This window comes from Sphingomonas sp. DBB INV C78, from assembly GCF_042693015.1.
GTDB lineage: Bacteria > Pseudomonadota > Alphaproteobacteria > Sphingomonadales > Sphingomonadaceae > Sphingomonas_E.
Window position 1 is genome coordinate 4877858 of the sequence record NZ_CP170544.1, and the last position, 25055, is coordinate 4902912.

The 25055-nt window shown below is 66.0% G+C and carries 23 protein-coding genes and 1 pseudogene; 19 read left to right on the forward strand and 5 right to left on the reverse strand.

The annotated features are described in order from the left end of the window. Positions 1-3: 3 nt before the first annotated feature. Positions 4-1356: a hypothetical protein gene (locus ACFB49_RS23320; RefSeq protein ID WP_380874197.1), complete on the reverse strand. Its 1353-nt coding sequence runs from the start codon at positions 1354-1356 to the stop codon at positions 4-6. A 200-nt stretch (positions 1357-1556) separates the two neighbouring features. Between ACFB49_RS23320 and ACFB49_RS23325 the strand changes: the two genes are divergently transcribed. Then, positions 1557-2426, forward strand: a complete 870-nt coding sequence (locus tag ACFB49_RS23325; protein ID WP_380874198.1) for a caspase domain-containing protein — start codon at positions 1557-1559, stop codon at positions 2424-2426. Between the two features lies 1 nt (position 2427). On the opposite strand, the gene ACFB49_RS23330 is transcribed toward ACFB49_RS23325, so the two are convergent. Next, the gene (locus tag ACFB49_RS23330; protein WP_380874199.1) at positions 2428-3219 is read right to left on the reverse strand and encodes a hypothetical protein; all 792 of its coding nucleotides are present in this window, start codon (positions 3217-3219) and stop codon (positions 2428-2430) included. Between the two features lie 276 nt (positions 3220-3495). Between ACFB49_RS23330 and bla the strand changes: the two genes are divergently transcribed. Continuing rightward, positions 3496-4392 (forward strand): subclass B3 metallo-beta-lactamase, encoded by an 897-nt coding sequence (gene bla, locus ACFB49_RS23335; protein ID WP_380874201.1) that lies wholly within the window; start codon positions 3496-3498, stop codon positions 4390-4392. A gap of 22 nt (positions 4393-4414) precedes the next feature. Continuing rightward, positions 4415-5131 (forward strand): hypothetical protein, encoded by a 717-nt coding sequence (locus ACFB49_RS23340; RefSeq protein WP_380874203.1) that lies wholly within the window; start codon positions 4415-4417, stop codon positions 5129-5131. A gap of 43 nt (positions 5132-5174) precedes the next feature. Here ACFB49_RS23340 and ACFB49_RS23345 read toward each other — a convergent pair whose 3' ends face one another. Then, positions 5175-6200 (reverse strand): YncE family protein, encoded by a 1026-nt coding sequence (locus tag ACFB49_RS23345; protein WP_380874204.1) that lies wholly within the window; start codon positions 6198-6200, stop codon positions 5175-5177. 160 nt (positions 6201-6360) lie between these two features. Between ACFB49_RS23345 and ACFB49_RS23350 the strand changes: the two genes are divergently transcribed. Together ACFB49_RS23350 and ACFB49_RS23355 are read left to right on the forward strand one after the other, a co-directional pair. Beyond that, positions 6361-6873, forward strand: a complete 513-nt coding sequence (locus ACFB49_RS23350; protein ID WP_380874206.1) for a GNAT family N-acetyltransferase — start codon at positions 6361-6363, stop codon at positions 6871-6873. A gap of 86 nt (positions 6874-6959) precedes the next feature. Further along, entirely contained in the window at positions 6960-8642 is a 1683-nt protein-coding gene (locus tag ACFB49_RS23355; protein WP_380874208.1) for an MFS transporter, read from the forward strand. 56 nt (positions 8643-8698) lie between these two features. Here ACFB49_RS23355 and ACFB49_RS23360 read toward each other — a convergent pair whose 3' ends face one another. Together ACFB49_RS23360 and ACFB49_RS23365 are read right to left on the reverse strand one after the other, a co-directional pair. Beyond that, positions 8699-8899 carry a hypothetical protein gene (locus ACFB49_RS23360; protein ID WP_380874209.1) on the reverse strand — a complete coding sequence of 67 codons (201 nt, stop codon included), beginning with the start codon at positions 8897-8899 and terminating at the stop codon, positions 8699-8701. 81 nt (positions 8900-8980) lie between these two features. Further along, positions 8981-9598, reverse strand: coding sequence for a DJ-1/PfpI family protein (locus tag ACFB49_RS23365; protein ID WP_380874211.1), 618 nt, complete (start codon positions 9596-9598; stop codon positions 8981-8983). Between the two features lie 85 nt (positions 9599-9683). Between ACFB49_RS23365 and ACFB49_RS23370 the strand changes: the two genes are divergently transcribed. The 14 genes and pseudogenes from ACFB49_RS23370 (at position 9684) to glpK (ending at position 25019) form a co-directional block, all read left to right on the forward strand. Next, the gene (locus tag ACFB49_RS23370) at positions 9684-10340 is read left to right on the forward strand and encodes a glutathione S-transferase family protein (RefSeq protein WP_380874213.1); all 657 of its coding nucleotides are present in this window, start codon (positions 9684-9686) and stop codon (positions 10338-10340) included. Positions 10341-10457: 117 nt separating this feature from the next. Continuing rightward, positions 10458-10937: a hypothetical protein gene (locus ACFB49_RS23375; protein ID WP_380874215.1), complete on the forward strand. Its 480-nt coding sequence runs from the start codon at positions 10458-10460 to the stop codon at positions 10935-10937. Continuing rightward, positions 10937-12258 (forward strand): annotated as a pseudogene (locus ACFB49_RS23380) (DNA-packaging protein). Before ACFB49_RS23375 ends, ACFB49_RS23380 begins: the two are co-directional and overlap by 1 nt. Before the next feature lie 221 nt (positions 12259-12479). Then, the gene (locus ACFB49_RS23385) at positions 12480-12917 is read left to right on the forward strand and encodes a hypothetical protein (protein ID WP_380874216.1); all 438 of its coding nucleotides are present in this window, start codon (positions 12480-12482) and stop codon (positions 12915-12917) included. Between the two features lie 2 nt (positions 12918-12919). Then, positions 12920-13735, forward strand: coding sequence for a DUF2163 domain-containing protein (locus ACFB49_RS23390; protein WP_380874218.1), 816 nt, complete (start codon positions 12920-12922; stop codon positions 13733-13735). After that, positions 13732-14115, forward strand: coding sequence for a peptidoglycan endopeptidase (locus tag ACFB49_RS23395; RefSeq protein WP_380874220.1), 384 nt, complete (start codon positions 13732-13734; stop codon positions 14113-14115). The genes ACFB49_RS23390 and ACFB49_RS23395 overlap by 4 nt, the downstream gene beginning before the upstream one ends. Before the next feature lie 9 nt (positions 14116-14124). Beyond that, positions 14125-16305 (forward strand): phage tail protein, encoded by a 2181-nt coding sequence (locus ACFB49_RS23400; protein WP_380874222.1) that lies wholly within the window; start codon positions 14125-14127, stop codon positions 16303-16305. A gap of 13 nt (positions 16306-16318) precedes the next feature. Next, on the forward strand, positions 16319-16819 hold the full coding sequence (locus tag ACFB49_RS23405; RefSeq protein WP_380874224.1) for a DUF2793 domain-containing protein: 501 nt from the start codon (positions 16319-16321) through the stop codon (positions 16817-16819). A gap of 201 nt (positions 16820-17020) precedes the next feature. Further along, positions 17021-18151, forward strand: coding sequence for an OmpA family protein (locus ACFB49_RS23410; protein ID WP_380874225.1), 1131 nt, complete (start codon positions 17021-17023; stop codon positions 18149-18151). Positions 18152-18311: 160 nt separating this feature from the next. After that, positions 18312-19880 carry a peptide chain release factor 3 gene (locus tag ACFB49_RS23415; RefSeq protein ID WP_380874226.1) on the forward strand — a complete coding sequence of 523 codons (1569 nt, stop codon included), beginning with the start codon at positions 18312-18314 and terminating at the stop codon, positions 19878-19880. A gap of 151 nt (positions 19881-20031) precedes the next feature. After that, positions 20032-20784: a phytanoyl-CoA dioxygenase family protein gene (locus ACFB49_RS23420; RefSeq protein WP_380874227.1), complete on the forward strand. Its 753-nt coding sequence runs from the start codon at positions 20032-20034 to the stop codon at positions 20782-20784. Further along, complete coding sequence (locus ACFB49_RS23425) at positions 20781-22031, forward strand: MFS transporter (RefSeq protein ID WP_380874229.1); 1251 nt, start codon at positions 20781-20783, stop codon at positions 22029-22031. Before ACFB49_RS23420 ends, ACFB49_RS23425 begins: the two co-directional genes overlap by 4 nt. Next, positions 22031-23539, forward strand: a complete 1509-nt coding sequence (glpD, locus tag ACFB49_RS23430; RefSeq protein WP_380874231.1) for a glycerol-3-phosphate dehydrogenase — start codon at positions 22031-22033, stop codon at positions 23537-23539. Before ACFB49_RS23425 ends, glpD begins: the two co-directional genes overlap by 1 nt. Beyond that, positions 23532-25019 (forward strand): glycerol kinase GlpK, encoded by a 1488-nt coding sequence (glpK, locus tag ACFB49_RS23435; protein ID WP_380874232.1) that lies wholly within the window; start codon positions 23532-23534, stop codon positions 25017-25019. The genes glpD and glpK overlap by 8 nt, the downstream gene beginning before the upstream one ends. Positions 25020-25055 lie beyond the last annotated feature (36 nt).

The following is a 25055-nucleotide window of genomic DNA, read 5'->3' on the forward strand; positions in this document are numbered from 1 at the left end:
CGCTCAATCCTCGCCGCCGCTCTGCCCGCGCTCGGCCAGCATCGCATCATAGGTGGCGATGAAGGCCGGCGGAGCAAAAGCCTGCACCGTCAGCCAGTCGCTCGCCATATATTCCTTCTTCTCATTGGTGCCGAACAGGAAGCGGACACGATATTTGCCGCTTTGCCGGAACATCAAAGCGACCTGGCTGCGCACCGTCGGGCTGGCGTCATTGAGCACGAGATTGACGGGCCTGGTGACGGTGCCGCGATCGCCGCCGATCATCATCAGCTGCGAATTGTCGACCGTCACATCGCCCGCGCCGAATTCGCGGTTGGAATAGACGTAGACCGGCGTCACGAAGTTGGACCGGAACGCGACGCCCTTGGCTGAAACGGCGCGGATCTGCCCGACGATCATCACCACCCGGTCGCATTCCCGGCCCTCGCCGCAGGAACTCGCTTCCTTCGGCAGCGCATATTTCCGGGTTTCCCCGACCCCGGTCAGATATTTCGGCTTGATCGCGCCGCCAGGGGCGTAGGGCCCGGCATAGCCCTCCCAATGGGCGCCCGGATAAGCCTTCAATATCTCGCCGCTGAGGTCCAGCGTATAGGCAGCCCGCTCAGTCATCGGTTCGCCGGTTTCGATATCGCGCACCAAATTGGCGGCGGTGAAGAAGCCCGCATCCAGTCGCGCCTGGTGATCGAAACCGGTGAAGTCGATCCGCTTCCGTTCGGCCTTCTGCCATGTCTCGACGGCTTCGGCATTGATGATATCGGCGAATTTATAGTCGATCTCGACATGGTCGATCCTGGCCGATGACTGGTTGACCAGCGTCACCGTGCCTTCGCGGTTGGCATTGCCCATGATCTGGATGAACGGCCGATCATCCGCCGCGACCAGCTCATATTCCACCGATTGCTGGACGAGCAGGATATCGCGCTCGTCGCTGCGGACCGAAACCACGTCGAACACCGGCACCGCCGGCCCCCACGGCCCGACCAGCGGCTCGTCTCCGTCGAAATAGTCGATCGCGTCATACGGAGGCTGGTAGAGGATTGCCGGCGCGCCGGTGCACCCGTCCATCGGCTTGCCCTGCAGGCAGAATTCGTCGCCCACCTGCGCATAATCCAGGAAAGTGACGAGCGACGCATCCACATCCTTGGCGATCGAGCCGAGCACCAGCGTCTCGCGATCCTTCTGCGAGATATCGGCCAGCCGCACGGTGACGGCGACGGCGGACGGCTTCTTCAGCCCGCTCTTGGTCAGGATCGAATCCGGTTTGGACAGGATCGTGTCGACATTGGTGAGAAGAGCCGCGATCGCGGCGATCGCCGCCGCACCGGCCGTAATGGCTGCCCAGACCCTCGCTCGCATGCTTCAAGGCCCCCCGCTGGAAGCCCGAAGCTAACACAGCTTCGATGGAGCGTCGTCAGCCGTATCGCGCCTCAGCCACTGGCGGTGGCCGGCAGGCTCGTTAATAGTCCATCTCTACAAGGGATGATTGATCGCGAAGCGGACGGGGCGGGGGCGTGGTTTCGAGACGGGGCGTGATATTCGGCGGCGGGGCGGCCTTGATGTTCGGGCGGCCGTTGCTGGCCGCGCAGGAAGCGGATAACCGCAAGCATTCGGCGCTGTTGCTGGCGTTCGGCTATGCCGGCCATGCCGATCTGGCGCTGGCCAATACGCGCGCCGATGCGGCGCTGGTCGAACGGCGGCTGAAGGCGCTGAAGTTCGGCCAGGTCGTGCGCGTGGAAGATGCCGACCTGACGAAACTGGAGGCCCTGCTCGCGAGCTTCGTCGGGCAATTGCGCAGCGATGGGCTGGCCTTCGTCTATATCGCCGGCCATGGCGTGCAGATCGACGGCGCCAATTATCTGCTGCTGGCCGACGGCAAGACCTTCATCGACATGCAATCGATCATCGAGACGGTGCGGCCGGCGACGGGCACGTCCGTGTTCATGCTCGATATGTGCCGCAACAACCCGTTCCGCGCCCTGCCCAGTGACGCGACCGGCGTGCGCGCGATCCGCGGCGCGAGCCGTGCGCTGGCGGCGGGCAGCATCGCCGCGCCGGGCGATGCGGCGGGCCTCGATTTCAACTTCACCGCATTCGGGGCGCGATCAGGCGGCGTCGGCAAGGTGGGCGCGTTCGAGCTGCGCGGCACCGGCGTGCGCGTCGTCTTTGCGACCGACCCGCAGAATACGGCCGCCGATTATGTATCGGCCTATGACGCCAACAGCCCGTTCGCGACGGCGATCGCCCAGCGATTGAGCGAACGGCGCAGCCTGGACGATGTGATCACGCTCACGACCGGCGATGTCGTGAGCGTGACCCAAGGCGCCCAATCCCCCTGGAGCCAGGGGTCGCTGGGCCAGCCGATCTATCTGGCAGGGCCGCCCAAGCCAAAGAATCCGGCCAGGCCGCCCTTCCAGGTGCCGGGCTGAATCAGAAGCGGAACGAGAGATTGGCTTCCGGCGCCAGCGCGAATATCGGATCCGCGTCGCTGACGTCGACATAGAAGATATAGGCGCGAGCGCGAGCGCCGAGCGACAGGTTGTTGGTCAGGAAGATGTTGTAGCCGATCGCCATTTCACCGGTGTAGCCGGTGCCGCTATCCTTGCGGATATCCGAGTTGGTGCCGGTGCCGAACACTTCCACCTCGCTGCGGTTGAGCTTGCCGCCGCCGATGCCGACGGTGAACTGCGCCGAGAGCGACTGGCTGCTTTCCACGCCTAGACGGCTGGAGAGGCGGAAGCCGATTTCGGCAGCGTCGATCTTGTAGGTGTTGCTGTTGGTTTCGCTATTGCCCGGCAGCGGGTTGGTCAGCACCTCGTCCGCGCCCGCCTTGAAATGGCGATAGCCGAACAGCAGGGTGATGCCGGTTTCGGACGGCGTATATTCGCCGGTCAGGCTATATTCCTCGCGCTCGGCATCGAATTTGTAGACGCTCGGGCCGTTGTCATATTCATAGTCGCCCTTCTTGTCCCCCGTGAGGTAGGTGGCCATGACGCCCCAGCGCGTATCGGGCGTGCGCACCGCGACCGAGCCGCCATAGGTCGGCATCGAGGTGATGGCGTCGCCCTCGCCACCGCTCGCGTCGAAGAAAAGCTGCTGATAGCGTGGCGTGATCGTCACCGACCATTTTTCCGCTGCCTCATCCTGCGCCTGGGCAGCCGAAGAAAAAGCGCACAGCGAACCCATCGCCGCAAGCGCGGCGGTTAGAATTTTAACCTGCATTAATACCCCCCTGCGAAAAGTAAAACGAACCTTCCGCGACCCTCCAGAAGGTCAGACGCCCCCTGTTCTTTGGGTTGGCCGACTATCAATAAATATCGGTGCGTCAACGAATTTCAGGAGATGCTCAGATTTTCTGGAGACGATCTGAAGTGCGATCGGATTAGACATGCGAATAGCTTGATCATCTGTCAGGGAAATCGCCAGCGCGATGGGCGGCCGGCCTGCCGGGTGGAGCGGTGGCTCGTCACCGATCGGGCGGCATGGTAGGTGAAGCGCATGAGCATCCCATTTCCCGTCCGGCTGCTGATGGGCCTGGCCTGCGTGGCATCGCCGGTCATGGCGGCGCCCGACGCAGGCTTCGCGATCGACAAGACCGCTGTGGCGCTCCACTGGAACGAGCCGGTCGATCCGGTGCGGGTGGCCGGGCCGGTATATTTCGTCGGCACGCGCGGGCTTTCCGCCTGGCTGATCACGACGACGGAAGGGCATATCCTGCTCAACAGCGGTATGCCGGGATCGGGGCCGATGATCGCGGCGTCGATCCGCAAGCTGGGTTTCAGGCCCGAGGATATACGGGTGATGATAGCGGGCCATGCGCATGTCGATCATGTCGGCGGCCATGCCTATCTGCAGCATATTTCGGGGGCCGAGGTGGCGATGATGGCCGCAGAGGTCGAACTGATCCAATCGGGCGGGGCCACGGACTTCCGCTATGGCGGGGTATCCGACTTCGCTTTCGATCCGGTGAAGGTCGATCGCGTGCTGCGCGACGGCGACACGGTGAAGCTGGGCAATGTGGTGATGGCAGCGCGGCTGACCCCCGGCCACACCCGCGGTACGACGAGCTGGGTGATGAAACTGCAGGAGGACGGCCGCAAGCTGACCATCGCCTTTCCCGACGGCACCGGCGTCAACCCCGGCTATCGGCTGATCAAGGATCCGTCCTATCCCGGCATCGATGAGGATTATCGGCGCACATTCCACATATTGCAGGCGCTGAAGCCGGACATTTGGCTGACGCCGCATCCCGAGGCCGCGAATTTCGAGGCAAAGCGTGCGCTTGCCGCGAAAAAGGGCGTGAGTGGGTGGATCGACCCCGACGGTTATGCACGCTGGGTGGAGGCGCAGCAGATGAAGCTGGTGGCGGCCGAGAAATCGGAAGGCGCCTGGTAGGGAAAGCACGGCGGGGGGCGGCATGAAAATCGGACTGGCGATCCTCTATTGCCTGGCAGCGCCGATACTCGCGGCGTCCCCGGCCTTGGCCCAGTTGGAGCGGACGTCGGTATCGCGCGATCAATCGCTGGCGATCGTCGCGCAAACCATCGTGCCGGACACGGCGATCGAGCAGCTTGGCGCAGGCATGATCGACAGCGGCCTGAAAAAGCGCCTGATCGACACGCCCGAGATCACGAAGCTGGAGAAACAATATCCCGGCATCGTGGATGTCGTCATCGCGGCGTCGATCGCCCATGTCCGGCAAAGATCGGCCACGGTGACGGCCGGGCTTCAGGGCGAGATCCGCAGCAGCTTCGGAGGCGATCTGAAGGACGGCCAATTGCTGGAACTGGCGGCGGCACTGCGCCCGCTGCACGATTATCTGGGACAGATGAAGATCAGCTTCGAGCCTGGCGACACGGCGACGCAGGCGATGGCCCGTCTGGAGGGCGATCCGGCTGCGCAAGCGGCGCAAGGCCAGACGCAGGCCCATATCGAGCAACTGGCCCGGAAGCCTGGCGGTGCTGCGATGATCGCGGAGTTCGTGAACTTCAAGCAGAGCTTCGGGGCGCGACAGAATGAGGCGATCCGGGCGCTGGCGCGTGAAGCCTTCGACGAGGGGCGGCGCAGTGCCAACGCCTTCGCCAAGAGCCGCGGAGCGACCCGCGCCCCCTTTCCTGAAGTCGATTATCGGTGATCGACCGGGTCGGGGCGGGGGCGCTGCGGCTGGACGATATATTCTAGCGCGGAGCGACCACGACGATGCTGAAATCGCGCGCCGCGGTGAGATATTCGCCCTTGTCGTCGCGTTCGACGGTGGCGGCGGGGAGATAGAGGCGGCCGGTCTTCGCGTCATAGGCCGCCGTGCGGGCGCCATCGGCAGTCTTGATCGTCTGGAGGACGGTGGCCTTGCCCTTCGCATCGAGCGCGAAGACGGTCAGCGTGCCATCGATGCAGGGGACGAAGCCGATCCGCTTGTCCGCATCGAACAACACGCCATCGGCACCCGCCCCGACCGCGAAGCTGCCGCGGTCGGCGCCGGTATCGGCATCGACCAGCCGGGCGATATTGTTGTGGCAGACCGAGATCAGCAGATTGGTCGCGGCGTCATAAGCGATGCCGGTCGGTTCGTTGCACCCGGCCAGCGGATAGCGCGTCGCAACCTTGCGGGCGGCGATGTCGATCACCGCGATCGCGTTGGCGTCCTCGATATTGACGAAGGCGCGGCCCTTGCCGTTGCTGGTTGCGGCTTCGGGCTTGCCGCCGGCGGGGATGGTGGCGACCGCGGTCGCGGTGGCGATGTCGATTAGGGTGATGTCCTCGCTGTCGCCGTTCATCACGAAGGCGAGGCCGCTCTGCGCATCGAACAACGCGCCATCGGGGTCGCGACCGGTGGGGATGTCCGCCTGGACCGCGCCGGTGGTGCGATCGAGCAGCGTCGCATTGTTGGTCTCGGCATTGGTGCTGAGCAGCAGGTTGGTGCCGGGGATGAGGAGGACGGCGGCGACATTGTCGCGTTCGATCAGCGTCCTCATCTCGTTGGTGGCGAGATCCACGGTCATCACGCCATAACCGCGGCCGACGAACAGGCGGTTGGCGGCGCTGTCGACCGAGGCATAATCATATTTGCCGTCGGCGCCCTTGATGCGATCCACCACCTGATAGACCGGCGTCGCGGGGGCCGCGGCCTTGTCCGCCTCACTCTTCGCGCAGCCGGCGAGCATCGTGACGGCCAGCATGACCGATGCGCTGAAACTCTGCTTCATCCCTGAACCCCGTCCGCTGCTATGGTGATTGCGGCGCATTTTCGGGAGGTTGGGCGGACGAGCAAGCCGGGAAAGGCGATCTGGCCCGGCCGCGGCGTAGATCGGCCCGTTCGATCGGGTGGGCATTCCCGTTCGGGACGTTCCGGATTAGGGAAGCGGCATGACCGATGCGCCCATCGCTATTCGCTTTGCCACGGCGGCCGACCTGGCCGCGCTCCATCCCGTGATCGAGCGGGCCTATCGCGGCGACAGCGCGCGCAAGGGTTGGACGCATGAGGCGGATCTGCTCGACGACCAGCGCACCGACATGGCGACGCTGGAGGCGATCCTGGCGAACCCCGAGACGCGGCTGCTGGTGGCGGAGCGGGACGGTGCGATCATCGGCTGCGTGCAGATCACCGACAAAGGCGAAGGCACCAGTTATCTGGGGCTGCTGTGCGTCGATCCCGATTTGCAGGCGGGCGGGCTGGGCAAGTTGCTGGTGGCGGCGGCCGAGGCGGAAGCGCGGCGTGGTTTCGCGGCGGAACGGATGGAGATGACGGTGATCGACCTCCGCGCCGAACTGATCCGTTATTATGAGCGGCGCGGCTATGTTGTGACTGACGAGAAAAGGCCATTCCCGGTGGTGGTGGAGCCGCCGCTGACCTTCGCGGTGTTGGTGAAGGCGTTGTGAGGGGGCACTTGCCCCCATCCAACTTCGCCTAATTCGCTGCGCTCATAAGGCTTCGTATCCTTCTCCCGCTTGCGGGAGAAGGTTCAATGTCGCATCGGGGGAATATGGAAGGCCAGGCTTCTTCTTCCGAACCCCCGTCGCCGCTTTCGATCGAGATATTCCGCGCGGTCTGGATCGCCAGCATGGCGAGCAATTTCGGCGGGCTGATCCAGTCGGTTGGCGCGTCGTGGATGATGACCGGGCTCGCCAAGTCGCCGACACTGGTGGCGCTGGTGCAATCTTCGACGACGCTGCCGATCATGCTGTTTTCGCTGTGGGCGGGTGCCATCGCCGATAATCTCGACCGGCGGATCGTGATGCTGTGCGCGCAGGGCTTCATGCTGGCCGTTTCGCTGGCACTGGCGGTCTGCGCGTGGACAGGCGTGCTGACGCCGTGGCTGCTGTTGGCCTTCACCTTCCTGATCGGGTGCGGCACCGCGCTGAATGGACCGGCGTGGCAGGCATCGGTGGGGGACATGGTGCCGCGGCCGGTGCTGCCCGGCGCCGTCGCTTACAACAGCATGGGCTTCAACCTGGCGCGGAGCGTGGGGCCGGCGATTGGCGGCATGATCGTGGCGGCGGCGGGGCCGGCAGCGGCGTTCGCGGTCAATGCGGTAAGCTATGTCGGGTTGATTGCGGTACTTTCACGCTGGCGGCCGCAACGCCCGCCCCGGCTGCTGCCGCGCGAGACGCTGGGCGTCGCGATGGCGGCGGGCGTGCGCTATGTCGCGATGTCGCCGGCGCTGCGCGTGGTGATGCTGCGCGCCGGGCTGTTCGGCCTAGCCGCCAGCGCCGTGCCCGCGATGATGCCGCTGGTGGCGCGCGATCTGGTTGCGGGTGGCCCGCTGATCTACGGCATGTTGCTGGGCGCCTTCGGCCTGGGCGCAGTGGGCGGTGCGATCAGCAGCGGGCGGCTGCGGGCAAGATTTTCGACCGAGACGATCGTCCGGGTTGCGACGCTGGCGCTGGCGGTGGGCGCGGTGGTGGTGGGGGTGAGCCGTTTCACGGTGCTGACGGTCTTGGCGCTGGCGGTGGCAGGCGGCGGCTGGGTGCTGGCGCTTTCGAGCTTCAACGTGTCGGTCCAGCTCTCGACGCCGCGCTGGGTGGTCGCCCGCGCGCTCGCTATCTACCAGATGGCGGCGTTCGGCGGCATGGCGCTGGGCGCGTGGGGCTTTGGCGAACTGGCCGAGGAACATGGCGTGCATATCGCCTTGATTGCGGCGGGCGCGGCGCAGGGGCTGGGCTTGCTGCTCGGGCTGCGGCTGCCGCTGGCGGAGGTGGGGCACCTCAACATGGACCCGCTGAGCCGGTGGACCGAACCGACGACAGCGGTGCCCGTGCAGCCATCGAGCGGGCCGATCGTCGTCACCATCGAATATCGGATCGCGCCGGCCAATGTGATTCATTTCCTGGCGGCGATGAACGAGCGCCGCCGTATCCGCATTCGCGACGGCGCGCGGCACTGGACGTTGGCGCGCGATCTGGGCGATCCGGAGCTGTGGATCGAGCGCTACAATGTGCCGACCTGGCTGGAATATGTGCGCCACAATGAGCGGCGCACGCAGGCGGATGCCGAGAATAGCGACCGCATCCGCGCGCTGCACGAAGGGCCGGACAAGCCCGTCGTCCACCGCATGATCGAGCGGCAGACGGGATCGCTGCCGTGGATGCGGCCGCTGGGCGCGCGGGAACTGGCGGACCCGATGACCGATCCGACGCGATCGAGCTGAAAAGCTTGGTGCCCGTGGCCGGTCGTCAGCGGTGGCATCGCCTGCTGACGGCGGGATCAGCTATTCGAGCGGACCCAGATTTCGACGGGCGCGACAAACTTGCCGGGCGCGGGCTTGCCGACATCGATCCGTTCGGCGGTGACCCTTTCCCCGGATTCCAGCGTGAGGCTGATCCAGGGCTTTGGCATGCGGCCAAAGGTCATCTTCTGGATGGGCTGCCCGGTGGCGGCATTCATGATCGTGGCGACAATGCTCATGCCGCAGCCCTTAGCGAGTGCCTGGTGCGCGGGCCAAGCCACAGAATCAGGCGGACAAAAAGAATTCCCTGACGGCCATGGCTATGCCGCCCGCATTTCGGCCGGCAGGAAGGGCGTCACCGTGTCGATCGCGCGTTTCACCCACGCCTCCTTCTCGCCTACCGGCGCGATATAGTGGATCGCGGCTTCGGCGGCGGCGCGGCCGGCGCCGCGGAGGATGAGCCACGTCGCGAGATAGGGTGAAGCGAGGCAGCCGCCCGCGGTGGCGATATTGCCGGCGGCGTGGAAGGGCGCGTCGATGACGGTGATGCCGGCTTCGACCACCCAGGGCTTGCTCGTGAGATCGGTGCAGGCCGGTACATCGCCGATCAGGCCGAGCTTGGCCAGCAGCAGCGTGCCCGAGCATTGAGCGCCGATGAGCTGGCGGGCGGGATCGAGGCGGAGTTGGCCGAGGAGACCTGCATCGGCGGCGATCTCGCGCGTCTTGATGCCGCTGCCGATGATGACGGCGTCGGCCTCCTCGACGAAATCGAGCGGGCGCTGGCGTTCGACGGTGACGCCGTTCATCGAGGTGATGCGGCCATCGGGCGAGGTGATGTACGCCGCCCAGCCTTCGCCGCGCAGCCGGTTGAGGATTGCGGCGGCGACGAACGAATCCAGCTCGTTGAAGCCGTCGAACGTGAGCACCGCGATCTGCATGGCAAACTCCTCTTTGCGCGGGGCGCCTTTGCCACGGACGGGGGGCAATGTGTAGGATCGCGTCACAAGCCGGAGAGGATGCGCCATGATCGTTTATGGAAGCTCGATGTCGCCGTTCGTGCGCAAGGTGCTGATGTTTGCGGCGGAGAAGGGCATCGAGATCGAGTTGAAAGCGCACGGGCTGCAATCCACCGACCCCGAATTCCGCGAGGCGAGCCCGTTCGGGCTGATGCCGGGATTCCGCGACGGCGATTTCGCGATCTCCGATTCCTCGGCGATCGTTGCCTATCTGGAAGCGATCAAGCCGGAACCGGCGCTGATCCCGGCGGAGCCGCGATCACGCGCGCGGGCGATCTGGTGGGACGAGGTGGCCGACACCGTTTTCACCAACTGCATGCGCAAGATGTTCTTCAACCGGGTCGTCAGCCCGATGTTCCTGAAGAAGCCGGGCAATCTGGCCGAGGCCGACCATGCCCAGGCGAACGAACTGCCGCCGCTGATCGATTTCCTGGAGGAACGTATCCCCGAATCGGGTTTCCTGGTCGATGACCGGCTGACGCTGGCCGACATTGCGATGGTGCAGCCCTTCGTCAATTTCGGCCATGTCGGCTGCGCGATCGATGCGGTCCGGCATCCCAAGGTTTCGGCCTATCTGGCGGCGATCCACGCCCGGCCATCACTCGCGTCGTGGATCAAGCGCGAGCAGGCCTTTTTCGAAAAAGTGAGACAAGAAACCAAATAGGTTAAATATGCTTGACAGCGCCGCGCTGTTATGGCACATAGAGGGCAAGCTGGAAAAATGCGTCCGGGCCGGGGTGAGCGATCACCGCCGGCCCGATTTCGTTCTGGAGAGCGGGCGATGGCCAAGATGAAGGAAGCCAACATCCTGGGTCGCAAGCAGCGCGACGGCGCCTGGAGCATCAAGAAGCGCGAGACTTTCCTCGCTCATCTGGCGGTTACCTGTAATGTCCGCGCATCGGTGCGCGCGGTGGGGATGAGCGAGACCGGCCTCTACAAATTGCGTCAGCGCGATGCCGGTTTTCGCGCCGCCTGGGCCGAGGCGCTGGCCGAGGGTTATGACCGACTGGAAATGATGGCGCTGGAACGCGCGCTGGGCGGCACGCCGACGCCGATCATCTATGGCGGGCGTCAGACCGGCGAGGTGCAGATGCCCGACAACAGCATGGTTCTGAAGCTGTTGCAGATGCACCGGACGAGCGTGAAGGGTGGCAGTGCCGTGATGATCGCCGATCCCGAGGCGGCCTGCGTGCGGCTGCGGGAAAAGCTGGCCGAGATGCATGATCGCATGACGGAAGGCGCCGCGGCGGAGGCGGGATGATGCCGATCGGGCGGGGAGATCGTTCGCACGCCGAGATATTGGCGCTGTGCGGCGAGGCGGAACGCGACCGGATATTGACCGCCATGGCGGCCGCCGATCTGCTGGGAATGCAGTGGAGCTGGTCCTTCTGGTCGCGGCCGAGCCAGCGGCAGCCGGTGGGCGACTGGCGGATCTGGCTGATCCAGGCGGGGCGCGGCTTCGGCAAGACGCGGGCCGGTGCGGAATGGGTGCGCTGGCGGGCGGAGCGGGACGGGCAGGCGCGGATTGCGCTGGTCGGCGCAACCATGGCGGAGGGCCGGGCGGTGATGGTGGAGGGCGAAAGTGGGCTGCTCAGCATCGCACCGCCCAACCATATGCCGGCGTGGGAGCCGTCGCTCAATCGGCTGCGCTGGCCGAACGGCGCGCAGGCGTTTTTATATTCGGCGGCAGAACCGGAAAGCCTGCGAGGGCCCCAGCATCATTTCGCCTGGGCCGACGAGATCGGGAAGTGGCCCAAGGGCATCGCGGTGTGGGACAATCTGATGATGGGCCTGCGCCTGGGGAGCAGGCCGCGCGCGGTGGCGACGACGACGCCGCGGCCGGTGCCGCTGGTGCGGCGGCTGCTGACCGAAAAGCGGGTCGTGGTGACGCGCGGGCGGACGATCGGCAATCGGCCGCATCTGCCGCCCGATTTCATCGCGGCGATGGAAGAGACTTATGGCGGCACGCGCTTCGGCCGCCAGGAACTGGACGGCGAACTGATCGACGAGGTGGCGGGCGCGCTATGGAGCCGGGCGCTGATCGAGGAACGGAGGGTGATGGATGTGCCGGAGATGGTGCGCGTCGTGATCGGCGTCGACCCGCCGGCGGGTGCGGGCGGCGGCGATGCCTGCGGGATCGTCGCGGTCGGGCTGGGCCGGGATCGACGGGCCTATGTGCTGGCCGATGCCAGCGTCGCGGGCGTGGGGCCGGAAGGCTGGGCGCGCGCGGTGGCGCAGGCGGCGGAGGCACATCGGGCCGACCGGGTGGTGGCCGAGGCGAACAATGGCGGCGCGATGGTGGAAAGTGTGCTGCGCGCCGCTGATGAGCGGCTGCCGCTGAGGCTGGTCCATGCGACGCGCGGCAAGGTGCGCGGGCCGAGCCGGTGGCGGCACTCTATTCAGGCGGGCGGGCTTTTCATGTCGGGGCGTTTCCCGAGCTGGAGGATGAGCTGGCGGGGCTTGTGGCGGGTGGCCGTTATGAAGGGCCGGGGCGATCGCCCGACCGTGCCGATGCGCTGGTCTGGGCGATGACCGAGCTGATGCTGGGGCAGGAGAAAAGGCCGGCGGTGCGGGTTTTGTGAAGGCGGGCGGCATAACACACCGCCGTCATGCTGAACGTGTTTGGGCTGCGCCCGCCTACGGCTCAGCATCCATCTCTCCAATCGCGCAGACGTAGCCTGTCGCACGGTGGACCCTGAAACAAGTTCAGGGTGACGGAGGGTTTTGAGGCGGCGGCGCGCCTGATCCTTCTGAGATTCCAGCTTTCGCTGGGATGACGTTCCATATTCTGTGGAGAATATCCATGCGGCTTTTCGGACGAAAAAGCGGCGCTGGTCCGCTGCGGCCGGCGCTGGCGCGGTCGATGATGGGATGGGCGACGGAAGGCGCCTGGCCGCGCAGCTATGATGGGCAGGTGCGCGATGCCGTGCTGGCCAATCCGGTCGCGCAGCGAGCGGTGCGGCTGGTGGGGGAAGGCGTAAGATCGCTCACCCTGGCGGTGACAGGTGCGCCGGACGGCGTGCGCCAATTGCTGGCGCCAGCGATCGAGGCGATGGCGACGCATCTGCTGCTGCATGGCAATGGCTATGCCTCGATCGGGTGCGATGCTGCCGGGTTGCCGATGCGGCTGCATGTGCTGCGGCCGGAGCGGGTTGCCGAGGACCAACTGGAGGTGGGGCTCGCCACCTTTGCAGCCGGTGAGGTGGCGTCGGTCCCGCTGGTCGAGATCCGGGAGGGTTGAGCATGGTCGCCTGGATCGCGCCCGGGCTGACGACCATCGCGCTTTGCTGGCGGCTCGACCGGCGCGACGGGGTGGCGCTGGGCTTTACCGCGCATGACCGCGACCTGATGATCGACGGGCTGGCCTATCGCGCCGCGCCGGGAATGCTGCCCTCGTCGATCAGCCTGTCCGACGGGTTCGAGGTGGATACGCTCGACATTTCGGGCGCGCTCACCAGCGACGCCATCCGCGGCGATGACCTGGCGGCAGGGCGATGGGATGGCGCGCGGGTGCGGCTGTTCGCGATCGACTGGACCGACCCGGCAAGCGAGGCGCTGCCGCTGGCGCGGGGCGAGTTGGGCGGAGTTTCCCTGCGCGACGGCGCCTTCACCGCCGAACTGGCAGGCCCGACGGCACTGCTGGAGCAGCCGGTGGTCGAATATACATCGCCCGAATGCCGGGCGGAGCTGGGCGATCGGCGCTGTCGCGTGGACATGACTTCGCGACGGCGGCTGGTATCGCTGCTGGAGGTAATGGATAGCATTACCTATCGCATCGATGCGGGCGCGGTCGGCAATGCGTATGGCTATGGCCGGCTCCGCTGGATGGAAGGGCCGAATGCGGGCCTGACAAGCGCGATCCTTTCTTCGGACGGCGGCTGGCTGACCTTACGGGAGGCGCCACCGGCAACGGCGGTGCCGGGGATGCTCGTCGAGATCGGCGAGGGTTGCGACAAGAGCCTTGCGACATGCGCGGGACGCTTTGCCAATGCGGTCAACTTCCGCGGCGAGCCCTTCCTGCCGGGCAACGACCTCCTGACCCGCTATCCGGGCGCATGACAAGCGAGATCGTGGCGCGGGCGCGGGCCTGCGTCGGCGCGCGCTTCCGGCCGCAGGGGCGCAGCGCGGCGGACGGATTGGATTGCGTCGGCGTGGCGGGGATCGCTTTCGGTGTGACGGCGCTGCCGCGCGACTATGTCCTTCGCGGAGTGGCGCTGGCGCGGGTGGAAGCGGCAGCCGAGGCGGCGGGGTTGCGGCGGATCGAGGCGGAAGGCGGGGCGGCAGGCGATCTGCTGCTGGTCGAGGCGGGTCCGGCGCAGGTGCATCTGCTGGTGGCGACCGCCGCGGGCTTCGTCCATGCCGATGCCGGCCTGCGGCGTGTCGTCGAGACGCCGGGGCCGCCGCGCTGGCCGGTGCTCGCCGTCTGGCGCAAGGGTTGAGGAGGGATCATGGCGACGCTGGTGTTGACGACGGTCGGGACGATCATCGGCGGGCCGGTTGGCGGCGCGATCGGCGCCGCGATCGGCCAGCAGATCGACCAGCGGCTGCTGGCGCCGCGCCATCACGGGCCGCGGCTGGGCGATCTCACTGTGCAATTGTCGAGCTATGGCGAGCCCATCGCGCGATTGTTCGGTACGATGCGGGTGGCGGGCACAGTGATCTGGGCGACGGACCTGCGCGAGGAGAAGCATAAATCGGGTGGCGGCAAGGGCCGGCCGAAGACGACGACCTACAGCTATTCGGCGAGTTTTGCGGTGGCGCTTTCGGCGCGACCGATCCGCGCGGTCCATCGCATCTGGGCAGACGGCAAGCTGCTGCGCGGCGCTGCCGGCGACTGGAAGAGCGAGACCGGCTTCCGCCTGCATCTGGGGGACGAGGGGCAGGCGGTGGATCCGCTGATCGCATCGGCCCAAGGTATCGGGCAGGCGCCGGCCCATCGCGGCGTGGCCTATGCCGTGTTCGAGGATTTCCAGCTTGCCGATTATGGCAATCGCATCCCGTCCTTGACCTTTGAAGTGGAAGCGGATGCCGAGGCGGTAAGTCTGGCGGCGATCGCCGCGGATCTGAGTGCCGGCGCGATCGGCGGCGAAACGGCGGTGGCGCTGGACGGTTTCGCGGCGACGGGAAACAGTGTCCGCGGCGTGATCGAGGCGCTGGCGCGAGCGATCCCGCTTTCGCTGCACGACGACGGCAGTCGGCTGTTGATCGCCGATACGGGGACGACCTCATTGATTGCCGCAGATCAATTGGGCGCCCAGCCGGACGGCAGAAGGGTCGATCGGATCGGCCTGGATCGCGCGGCCGCCGGGACGCTGCCGGATGAGATCGCGATCGCCTATCACGAACCGGCGCGTGACTATCAGGCGGGGTTGCAGCGCGCGCGGCGCGGCGGGCCGGGGCGGCGGGTCGATCGTATCGAATTGCCCGCGGCGATGAGCACGGGGGCGGCCAAGGCGGTCGCCGAACGGCGGCTGGCGGACGCATGGGCCGCGCGGGTGCAGGGCAAGATCCAGCTTCCGTGGCGGCACGTTGCGTTACGGCCGGGGCAGGCGGTTGCGGTGGCGGGCCTGACGCAGACGATGCGCATATCCGGCTGGACGCTGGATCGAATGGCGCTCGAACTGCGGTTGACGGGCGTCGCCGCGGGCGGTGTGAGTGCGATCGCGGCACCGGGCAACGGTACTGCGGAACCGGACCTGCCGCATGGTCCGACGACGATCGCCCTGCTGGATCTACCGCCGCTCGACCAAGAGGGGGCGGCTGTGGCGCATATCTGGGCTGCGGCGGCCGGGGTGTCACCGGGTTGGCGCCGGGCGGCGCTCAGCTACAGTCTGGACGGGGGATCGAGCTGGCAGGATGCCGGCGGGACCGCGGCGCCGGCCGTGCTGGGTTTCGCCGAGACAGCATTGCCGGAGCGCGGTGCGGCCCTGATCGACCATGCGAGCAGCGTCGATATCGCCCTGCTGCACGATGGGATGATGCTGGTGAGCCGCGATGATGCGGCTCTTGCGCAGGGTGCGAACCTGGCCATGATCGACGGCGAATTGCTGCAGTTCGGCGACGCCATCTCGCTGGGTGGAGGGCGATACCGGCTTTCCCGGTTATGGCGGGGGCGACGCGGGACCGAGGGGGGCGCCGCCGGCCATGTCGCCGGCGGTCCATTCGTGCTGATCGAAGCGGACGATCTGGTGCCGATACCGCTGCCGCCGGCGGCGATCGACGGCGAAATCCACGTCATGGCGAACGGTGTTGGCGATGCTGCGCCGGTGGTGCGGAACGCGATCGTCTCCGCCCGGGCGCTTCGCCCGCCATCGCCCGTGCACCTGCGCTTGCGCCTTATGCCCGACGGCGGGATCGCGATCGCCTGGACCCGACGCAGCCGGCTCGGCTGGTCCTGGCCGGATGGAATGGATGCGCCGATCGGTGAGGAGAGCGAGCGTTACCGCCTGGTCATCACGCCTTCATCCGGTCGTTCGCGCATAGTGACGGCCGCCGCCCCGGCCTATCTCTACAGCGCGGCGGAACGTGCTGCGGACGATGCGATGGCAGCGACAGGCATCGCGGTGAGCGTGCGCCAGCTGGGGGGCGGCGGCCTTTCCCTGCCGGTCAGCGGCAGCCTGACAATCTGAAAGGAGGCAATTCATGGGCGACACCACCCCGCGTTTCGCGCTGCCCTTCATCCTGCCGGGGCAGGCACAGAAGGAGATGGCCCATAATGAAGCGCTGGCACGACTGGATGGCGCGCTTCACCCCGTGGCCGAAGCGCTGAATGTCGACTCGCCGCCCTCATCCCCCGGTGATGGCAAGGCGTGGATCGTCGGCGACTCGCCGACCGGCGATTGGATCGATCACGCCGGCGAGATCGCGCTGTGGACCGAAGGCGGCTGGCGGTTCGTAGCGCCGATCGCCGGGATGACGATCTGGCTCGTGCCGGCAGCCACATGGGTGTGGCACGATGGCGACGTGTGGCGCGCAGACCCCTTGCCGAGCTTCGGAGTGATGGTCGACGGACAACAGGTGGTGGGAGAACAGGCGCCGGCCATCGCACTTCCCAGCGGCGGAATGACGGTCGATACGGAGGCGCGCGCGGCGATCGCGACGATCATCGCAACCCTTGGAAGCCATGGATTGATAGCTTCCTGAAACAATTTTTTTTCGCACCAGGAAACCGGGCGCCTCAGTAAGAGTTTACGCGTCGTCTGTAATGGGGTCATGAAGCGGGCGGTTATGCCTGATCTGTGAGACATTTCCGCAACAGATGTGGAATATGCGTGCTTGCACGAATAATCCAGTTTGGTTAGGTAGCAGTGCTTCCGCGAGGAACTGCTTTGAAAGGGGAATGATATGCGTAAGCTCGCCATCATGGCCGCGCTCGCAACCACCGCGCTGGCTACGCCCGCGATGGCGCGTGACGGTGCTTGGTATGTCGGCGTCGAGGGCGGCGCCATGATCGTCGAAGACATCGACTACGACGCGACCAGCACTGCAGGCGTTCTCGCGAACAATGCCGTGACGGTTGACTCGGAATATGGCTGGGATGTCGACGGCATCATCGGTTATGATTTCGGTGTTTTCCGGCTTGAAGGCGAAATCGGCTACAAGCAGGCGTTCATCGACTCGTTCAACACGACGGTCCCGCTTCCGGCCGGCTTCGGCCCGACTTCGCCCGCTGGCACCTATGACGAATTCGCCGACGGCAAGACTTCGGCACTGAGCTTCATGCTCAACGGCCTGGTCGACTTCGGCGCTGACGATGGCCTGCAGGGCTTCATCGGCGGCGGTGTCGGTATCGCCCGCGTCAAGGCTGATAACTATCAGCTGCTGAACAACGGCACGGCCTTCCTGGATGACAGCGACTCGAAGTTCGCCTGGCAGATCCTGGCTGGTGTCCGCGCTCCGCTGACGGACTCGATCGATGTCGGTATCAAATATCGTTACTTCAATGTCGACGATATCAAGCTGGTTGCGGCCGACGGTTCGGCCGTCAAGGGCAAGTTCCGCTCGCACAGCTTGCTCGGCAGCCTGATCTTCAACTTCGGCGAACCTGCGGCCCCGCCGCCCCCGCCGCCCCCGCCGCCCCCGCCGCCGCCGCCGCCGGAGCCTGCTCCGCCGCCGCCGCCGCCGGCAGTCCCGGGTCCGTTCATCGTGTTCTTCGACTGGGATAAGTCGGATATCACGCCGGAAGCCGCTGGCATCCTCGACAACGCCGCTGCGGCTTATGCCCAGGGTGGTTCGGCTTCGGTGATGCTCGCCGGTCACGCCGACAAGTCGGGTTCGGACCAGTACAACGTCGGTCTCTCGCAGCGTCGTGCCGACGCCGTGAAGTCCTACCTGGCCGGCAAGGGTGTTCCCGACACGGCCCTGTCGACCGAAGCGTTCGGCGAAAGCCGCCCGCTGGTCGAAACCGCCGACGGTGTCCGCGAGCCGCAGAACCGGCGCGTGGAAATCACCTTCGGTCCGGGTTCGGGCTCGTAAGGACCACGCTCTCTCCTTCGGGAGAGACTGGACAAGAATTGGGGTCGGTCTTCGGACCGGCCCCTTTTTCTTTGTCGGTGAAAGCCGGACGAGATTCGCCAATCGGGCGCGATCCTGCTAACGGGCGCGCAACCGACGAACCTCCAGGCTCCATCATAATATGAACGACCGCCCCACCGGCCGCCCCGACCGGCGCACCTTCGCGATCATCTCGCACCCCGACGCCGGCAAGACCACCTTGACCGAAAAGCTGCTGATGACCGGCGGCGCGATCCATCTCGCCGGCGAGGTGAAGGCGCGCGGGGCAACGCGGCGCGCGCGATCGGATTGGATGAAGATCGAGCAGCAGCGCGGCATCTCGGTCACCAGCTCGGTGATGACGTTCGAATATGAAGGGCTCACCTTCAACCTGCTCGACACGCCGGGGCACGAGGACTTTTCCGAGGACACCTATCGCACGCTCACCGCCGTCGACAGCGCGGTGATGGTGATCGACGCGGCCAAGGGCATCGAGGCGCAGACGCGCAAATTGTTCGAGGTGTGCCGACTGCGTTCGGTGCCGATCATTACTTTCGTGAACAAGGTCGATCGCGAAGGTCGCGAAACCTTTGCCTTGCTAGACGAGATAGCTGATCAACTTGCGCTCGATGTCACACCGATGATCTGGCCGATCGGCATGGGCGGGGAATTCGAGGGGCTTTACGACATCGCCGGCAAGCGGCTGCTGCCGGCCGCCGGCGGATCGGTTGCGGTGTCAGGCCTCGACGATCCGAAGCTGGACGAGCTGCTTTCGGCGAACGCCGTCGGCAAATTGCGCGAGGAGCTGGAGCTGGCCGAGGCCGGCTATGCGGGTTTCGACCTGGGTGCCTATCGCCATGGCGACCTGACGCCCATCTATTTCGGATCGGCGCTGCGCGATTTTGGCGTGCCGGAACTGATCAACGCGCTGCGCGACTTCGCGCCGAGCCCGCGGCCGCAGCCGGCGGCGCCTGAACCGGTCAGCCCGGATGATCCCGCGGTGGCGGGCTTCATCTTCAAGGTCCAGGCGAACATGAATCCGCAGCATCGCGATCGCGTGGCCTTCATGCGGCTCTGCTCGGGCCGGTTCAAGCGCGGCATGAAGTTGAACCAGTCCGGCACGGGCAAGGCGATCGCGGTCCACAGCCCGATCCTGTTCTTCGCCCAGAATCGCGAAGTGGCGGACGAGGCCTGGCCGGGCGACATCATCGGCATCCCCAACCACGGCACCCTGCGCGTCGGCGACACGTTGACCGAGGTGGCGGGCGCGGCGAGCTTTACCGGCCTGCCCAATTTCGCGCCGGAAATTTTGCGTCGCGTGCAGCTTGCCGATCCAACCAAGACCAAGCAGCTTCGGAAGGCGCTCGACGATCTTTCCGAAGAGGGCGTGATCCAGGTGTTCCACCCGGCGATCGGTTCACAGATGATCGTCGGCGTGGTGGGGCAGCTCCAGCTCGAAGTGCTGATCTCCCGCTTGCAGCACGAATATAAGGTCGATGCCAAGCTCGACAGTTCGCCCTGGGATACGGCGCGCTGGCTGTCGGCCGATAATGATGCGGAGATCAAGGATTTCACCGGCAACCATCGCAATGCGATGGCGAGCGATCGCGACGGCCAGCCGGTGTTCATGGCCAAGGATGCGTGGGAGCTGAACTACGTCATGCAGCGCCATCCCTCGCTTCGCTTCTCCGCGACCAAGGAACGCGCCTAAAGCTTCCCATTTTAAAGTCATCCCAGCTTTCGCTGGGATGACGAGCAGAGTTCAATCAGACAGCGCTGTCAGAATCTTCTTGCGGCGCGCTTCGCCGGCGCGTTAGACAGGCCTTGCGAGCAGGCAGAGACCCGCGCGTGAGGAGATGAAGATGAATTTCGAGAAGCAGGCCGAGCAGTTCGCAACCCAGGGCTATGCCGTTTTCGAACGCGTCCTTGAGGGCGCGGCGCTGGAACTGCTGCGTGCCGAATGCGACGCCTTCGTTGCGCGCGAGGATGCGAAGATGGACGCGGCCGGCGTCGACCGGCTGGACCTCAGCCATCGCGGCAAGCGCTATTTCGCCAACGAATGCCAGCGCGAAGTGCCGGCGCTGCGCGGCGTGCTGTTCAGCGACACGATGGCCGACGTCTGCCGCGCGACGCTGGGCGACACCGCCTATTTCTTCTTCGATCAATATGTCGTGAAGTGCCCGGAGGCGGGCATGCCTTTTTCCTGGCATCAGGATTCGGGCTATGTCGTCGGCAATGGCGGCCCGGCCGATCATGCGCCCTACCTGACCTGCTGGATCACGCTGGACGATGCGACCGAGGAGAATGGCACGGTGCGGGTGATCCCCGGCAGCCACCGCAACGGCATCATCACGCATGAACGGCAGGCCGGCAGCAACGATCTGGTCGGCGCGCCGGCGGAAGTGCGCGGTGTGACGGTGGAAGTGCCGGCCGGCAGCATTGTCGCTTTTTCGAGCCTGTTGCTGCACGCCACCGGCGCCAACACGTCGGACAAGCCGCGCCGCGTCTATCTGGCGCAATATACAAGCGAGGCGATGCTCAATCCGGGCACGCGACAGCTCCGCCGCAATGCCATTCCGCTCGTCCAGGATGGTCGGCAGGTGACCTTCGGATGACGATTTCGCCGCGCCGCCGGACGATCCTGTTCGCATTGGTGCTGACGGCGACGATCCTCAACCTCGTCGATCGTCAGATCATCGCGGTGCTGAAACCAGTGATCGCGGCGGACCTTGGCTGGACCGACGATGATTATGGGACGCTGGCGGCGTGGTTCCAGGGATCGGCGGCGTTTGCCCTGCTGTTTACCGGCTGGATCGTCGATCGGCTGGGCGTCAAATGGGCGAACCCGATCGGCGTGATCGCGTGGAGCATCGCGGCGATCGCCCATGGCTGGGCGCGGACGATGACGCAGTTCATTGTCTGCCGCGCGGCGTTGGGCGCGACCGAGGCGATGGGCACGCCGGCGGCGATCAAGACGATCGCGACGATCTTTCCGCCCGAAAAGCGGTCCTTCGGTTTCGGCATGTCCAACGCGATCGGCAGCATCGGCGCGATCCTGACGCCGCTGGTGATCCCGGTGGTGGCTTTGTGGTGGGGATGGCGTGCGGCGTTCGTGGTCGGTGGCATGCTTGGCCTAGTTTGGGGTATTGCGTGGCTGTTGGCGACACGCGGCGTCAGCTTTGGCGATCGTGAGGGTGCGCCGGCAACGGGATCACCGCTGGCCGGGATCGGCGCGGTGCTGAAATATCGCCGAACCTGGGCGATCGCGATTGCGAAAGTGCTTTCGGACGCAACCTGGTGGCTGCTGCTGTTCTGGATGCCTGATTTCTTTAATCGCATGTTCGGCCTGTCAGGCCTTGAGTTGGGGCCGCCGCTGGCGGTGGCCTATGGCTGCGGTGCTGTGGGCGCCTTCGTGGCGGGCTGGCTGGCGACGCGGCTGATCGCGGCCGGTCGATCGGTGAACCATGTCCGCAAGGGATCCATGCTGGTCGCCGCGCTGCTGGTGACGCCGGTGCCTTTTGCGCTTGGTGTTACGGAATATTGGACAGCGGTGGCGCTGCTCGGCCTTGCGATCGGCGCGCATCAGGCTTTCTCGACCAATTTGTTCGCTTTGATCGCTGACGTGACGCCGGCGGCCGAAGTGGGCCGGGTCACGAGCTTCGGCGCGTTCTGCGGCAATCTGGGCGGCATGGCGATCGTGAAGATCGCCGGCCTGCTGCTGACCGCGGGGCTGGGTTACGCGCCCTTGTTCGTCTTCGCCGCCACGTCTTACCTGCTGGCGGTGGGTGTCATCCAGTTGATGATCCCGCGCATTGACCGGCCCGAGGGCGATGTCGTCCCGGCCTTTGCCCGAGCGCATTGATGCCCGACATGCTTGTTCACGATCTCCTCATCATCGGCGGTGGCATCAATGGTGTCGGCATTGCGCGCGACGCGGCGGGGCGGGGGCTTAAGGTGCTGCTGGTCGAGCAGGACGATCTCGCCAGCCATACATCGTCGGCCAGCACCAAGCTGATCCACGGCGGCCTGCGCTATCTGGAATATTACGAGTTCCGGCTGGTGCGGGAATCGCTGATGGAGCGCGAGCGGCTGATGGCGATCGCGCCGCATATCATCCATCCGCTGGAATTCGTGCTGCCCCATCGCGGCGGCGGCCGGCCGGCGTGGATGGTGCGGCTGGGCCTGTTCCTCTACGATCATCTTGGCGGGCGCGAGAAGCTGCCGGGCTCGGCGGGAGTGCGGCTGAAGGGCAGTCTGCGGGGCGCGGGGCTGCAAGGCGATGTCGCCAAGGGCTTCACCTATTCGGATTGCCGGGTCGACGATGCCCGGCTGACCGTGCTCAACGCCATGGATGCGGCCGAGCGGGGCACGGATATCCGCACACGCACGAGATTGACGGCGGCGCGACGCGACGGCGACGTCTGGATCGCGTCGCTGGAGGATCGCGTGACGGGCGCACAGAGCGAGGCGCGGGCGCGGCATATCGTCAATGTCGCGGGGCCGTGGGTCGGCAAGTTGATCGGCGCGATCGAAGGCGCGAGGGCCGAGCAACCGCCCCGGCTGGTGAAGGGCAGCCATATCGTCGTGCCGCGCATGTTCGCGGGCGAGCACGCCTTCATCCTGCAGAACCCTGACAAGCGGATCGTCTTCGCCATCCCCTATGAGCGGGATTTCACGCTGGTCGGCACCACCGACATCGCCGTCGATGGCGATCCTGAAAGTGCGACGATCACCGAGGACGAAATCGCCTATCTCTGCGAGAGCGTGAACCGCTGGTTCGAGCGGCCGATCACGCCTGCGGACGTGGTGTGGCATTATTGGGGTGTCCGCCCGCTCTATGACGACGGATCGGACAGCGCTTCCGCCGTGACGCGCGATTATGTGATGAAGCTGGGGACGGAGGAGGGGCCCCAGATCCTCTCCATCTTCGGCGGCAAGCTGACCACCTATCGCAAGCTGGCGGAACATGCGCTGGAGAAGATCGCCCCCTTCGTCACGATGACGCGGGGGCCATGGACCGACAGCACGGCGTTACCCGGTGGCGACATGCCGGGCGCGGACTTTGCTGCCTTCCTCGCTTCGGTCAGGCAGCGCTGGCCGTTCCTTCCGCAGGCGACCGCCGAACGGATGGCGCGATCCTATGGCACGCGGATGGAGCGCGTCATCGGCGATGCCGTGTCGTTTGCCGATCTGGGCGAGGATTATGGCGGCGGCTTGACCGAGCGCGAGATCGCCTATCTGGTTTGGCACGAGTTCGCCCGCACCGCAGACGACATCTTGTGGCGGCGGTCGAAGCTCGGCCTGCATGTTCCGCCCGATACCGCCGACCGCCTGACCGCCCGCCTTGCCCGCGAGACCGCCAATGTCTGAACCGCGCCATATCCTCGCCATCGATCAGGGGACGACATCGACCCGCAGCATCGTCTTCGATGCGCAGGCGCGGGCGGTGGCGAGTGCGCAGGCCGAATTCGCGCAGCATTATCCCGAAGATGGCTGGGTGGAGCATGATGCCGAGGACATCTGGCGCGACACGCTGGATACTGCGCGCGAGGCGATCGACCAGGCGGGTTTGAAGGCCACCGACATCGCCGCGATCGGCATCACCAACCAGCGCGAAACGACCGTGCTGTGGGATCGCGCGACGGGCGAGCCGATCTACCACGCGATCGTCTGGCAGGACCGGCGTGCGGCTGACCTGTGCGACAGGCTGAAGGCCGAAGGGCATGAGGCGCTGGTGCGCGAGCGGACTGGCCTGCTGCTCGACCCCTATTTTTCGGCAACCAAGATCGTCTGGCTGCTCGACACTGTGCCGGGCGCGCGCGAGCGGGCAGAACGCGGCGAACTGGCGTTCGGGACGATCGACTGTTTCCTGCTGTGGCGGATGACGGGCGGCAAGGTGCATGCGACCGACGCCACCAATGCCAGCCGGACGATGCTGTTCGATATCCATACCCAGCATTGGTGCCCCGATCTGCTGCATCTGTTCGGCGTGCCGGCGTCGCTGCTGCCCGAGGTGCGCGACAGCAGCGGCCTGTTCGGCCATTGCGATATCGACCTGTTCGGCGCGGCGATCCCGATCTCAGGGATGGCAGGCGACCAGCAGGCGGCTTTGGTGGGGCAGGGCTGTTTCGAGCCGGGCATGGCCAAGGCGACCTATGGCACCGGCTGTTTCATGCTGCTCAACACCGGCGACAAGGCAGTCGCGTCGGAAAACCGGCTGCTGACGACCACGGCCTATCGACTGAAAGGCAAGGCGGCCTATGCCGTCGAAGGATCGATCTTCGTCGCGGGCGCGGCGATCAAATGGCTGCGCGACGGGCTGGGCCTCATCACCCACGCATCGCAGACCGACGACATGGCGACGCGCGTCGCGGACAATGGCGGCGTCTATATGGTGCCTGCGTTCGTCGGGCTGGGGGCACCGCATTGGGATGCGCATGCCCGCGGGCTGATCTGCGGGCTAACCTTGGGCTCATCGGCGGCGCATGTCGCGCGCGCGGCGCTGGAATCGGTCGGCTACCAGACCGGCGATCTCGTCACCGCGATGATCGACGATGGCGCGGCGCGGCCGAGCGCATTGCGTGTCGATGGCGGCATGTCCGCCAATGACTGGCTGTGCCAGTTCCTCGCCGACATTCTCGAGATCCCGGTCGAGCGTCCTGCCAATCTCGAATCCACCGCTTTGGGCGCGGCTTTTCTGGCTGGTATGGCGGTGGGCTTGTGGGACGGCCCCGCCGGGGTCGCGGCATTGGCCGGTCGTGCCGACCGGTTCGAACCGGCGGGCGATTCAGCGCGGCGGGCCGACCTGATCGCGGGATGGCGCAAGGCGCTCGAACGCGCGCTGGCCTGAAGCGCTTGCTTGACAGCGACAATCGTTCCGGGATCT

Bases quoted from the DNA above. Each gene is read 5' to 3' on its own strand.
- ACFB49_RS23360 (WP_380874209.1), bottom strand. From the start codon at position 8,899: ATGAGCATTGTCGCCACGATCATGAATGCCGCCACCGGGCAGCCCATC.
- ACFB49_RS23325 (WP_380874198.1), top strand. From the start codon at position 1,557: ATGTTCGGGCGGCCGTTGCTGGCCGCGCAGGAAGCGGATAACCGCAAG.
- ACFB49_RS23355 (WP_380874208.1), top strand. From the start codon at position 6,960: ATGTCGCATCGGGGGAATATGGAAGGCCAGGCTTCTTCTTCCGAACCC.
- ACFB49_RS23395 (WP_380874220.1), top strand. From the start codon at position 13,732: ATGACAAGCGAGATCGTGGCGCGGGCGCGGGCCTGCGTCGGCGCGCGC.
- glpK (WP_380874232.1), top strand. From the start codon at position 23,532: ATGTCTGAACCGCGCCATATCCTCGCCATCGATCAGGGGACGACATCG.
- ACFB49_RS23375 (WP_380874215.1), top strand. From the start codon at position 10,458: ATGGCCAAGATGAAGGAAGCCAACATCCTGGGTCGCAAGCAGCGCGAC.
- ACFB49_RS23390 (WP_380874218.1), top strand. From the start codon at position 12,920: ATGGTCGCCTGGATCGCGCCCGGGCTGACGACCATCGCGCTTTGCTGG.
- ACFB49_RS23330 (WP_380874199.1), bottom strand. From the start codon at position 3,219: ATGCAGGTTAAAATTCTAACCGCCGCGCTTGCGGCGATGGGTTCGCTG.
- ACFB49_RS23365 (WP_380874211.1), bottom strand. From the start codon at position 9,598: ATGCAGATCGCGGTGCTCACGTTCGACGGCTTCAACGAGCTGGATTCG.
- ACFB49_RS23415 (WP_380874226.1), top strand. From the start codon at position 18,312: ATGAACGACCGCCCCACCGGCCGCCCCGACCGGCGCACCTTCGCGATC.
- ACFB49_RS23340 (WP_380874203.1), top strand. From the start codon at position 4,415: ATGAAAATCGGACTGGCGATCCTCTATTGCCTGGCAGCGCCGATACTC.
- ACFB49_RS23350 (WP_380874206.1), top strand. From the start codon at position 6,361: ATGACCGATGCGCCCATCGCTATTCGCTTTGCCACGGCGGCCGACCTG.
- ACFB49_RS23320 (WP_380874197.1), bottom strand. From the start codon at position 1,356: ATGCGAGCGAGGGTCTGGGCAGCCATTACGGCCGGTGCGGCGGCGATC.
- ACFB49_RS23405 (WP_380874224.1), top strand. From the start codon at position 16,319: ATGGGCGACACCACCCCGCGTTTCGCGCTGCCCTTCATCCTGCCGGGG.
- bla (WP_380874201.1), top strand. From the start codon at position 3,496: ATGAGCATCCCATTTCCCGTCCGGCTGCTGATGGGCCTGGCCTGCGTG.
- ACFB49_RS23370 (WP_380874213.1), top strand. From the start codon at position 9,684: ATGATCGTTTATGGAAGCTCGATGTCGCCGTTCGTGCGCAAGGTGCTG.
- ACFB49_RS23400 (WP_380874222.1), top strand. From the start codon at position 14,125: ATGGCGACGCTGGTGTTGACGACGGTCGGGACGATCATCGGCGGGCCG.
- ACFB49_RS23425 (WP_380874229.1), top strand. From the start codon at position 20,781: ATGACGATTTCGCCGCGCCGCCGGACGATCCTGTTCGCATTGGTGCTG.
- ACFB49_RS23385 (WP_380874216.1), top strand. From the start codon at position 12,480: ATGCGGCTTTTCGGACGAAAAAGCGGCGCTGGTCCGCTGCGGCCGGCG.
- ACFB49_RS23420 (WP_380874227.1), top strand. From the start codon at position 20,032: ATGAATTTCGAGAAGCAGGCCGAGCAGTTCGCAACCCAGGGCTATGCC.
- ACFB49_RS23345 (WP_380874204.1), bottom strand. From the start codon at position 6,200: ATGAAGCAGAGTTTCAGCGCATCGGTCATGCTGGCCGTCACGATGCTC.
- ACFB49_RS23410 (WP_380874225.1), top strand. From the start codon at position 17,021: ATGCGTAAGCTCGCCATCATGGCCGCGCTCGCAACCACCGCGCTGGCT.
- glpD (WP_380874231.1), top strand. From the start codon at position 22,031: ATGCCCGACATGCTTGTTCACGATCTCCTCATCATCGGCGGTGGCATC.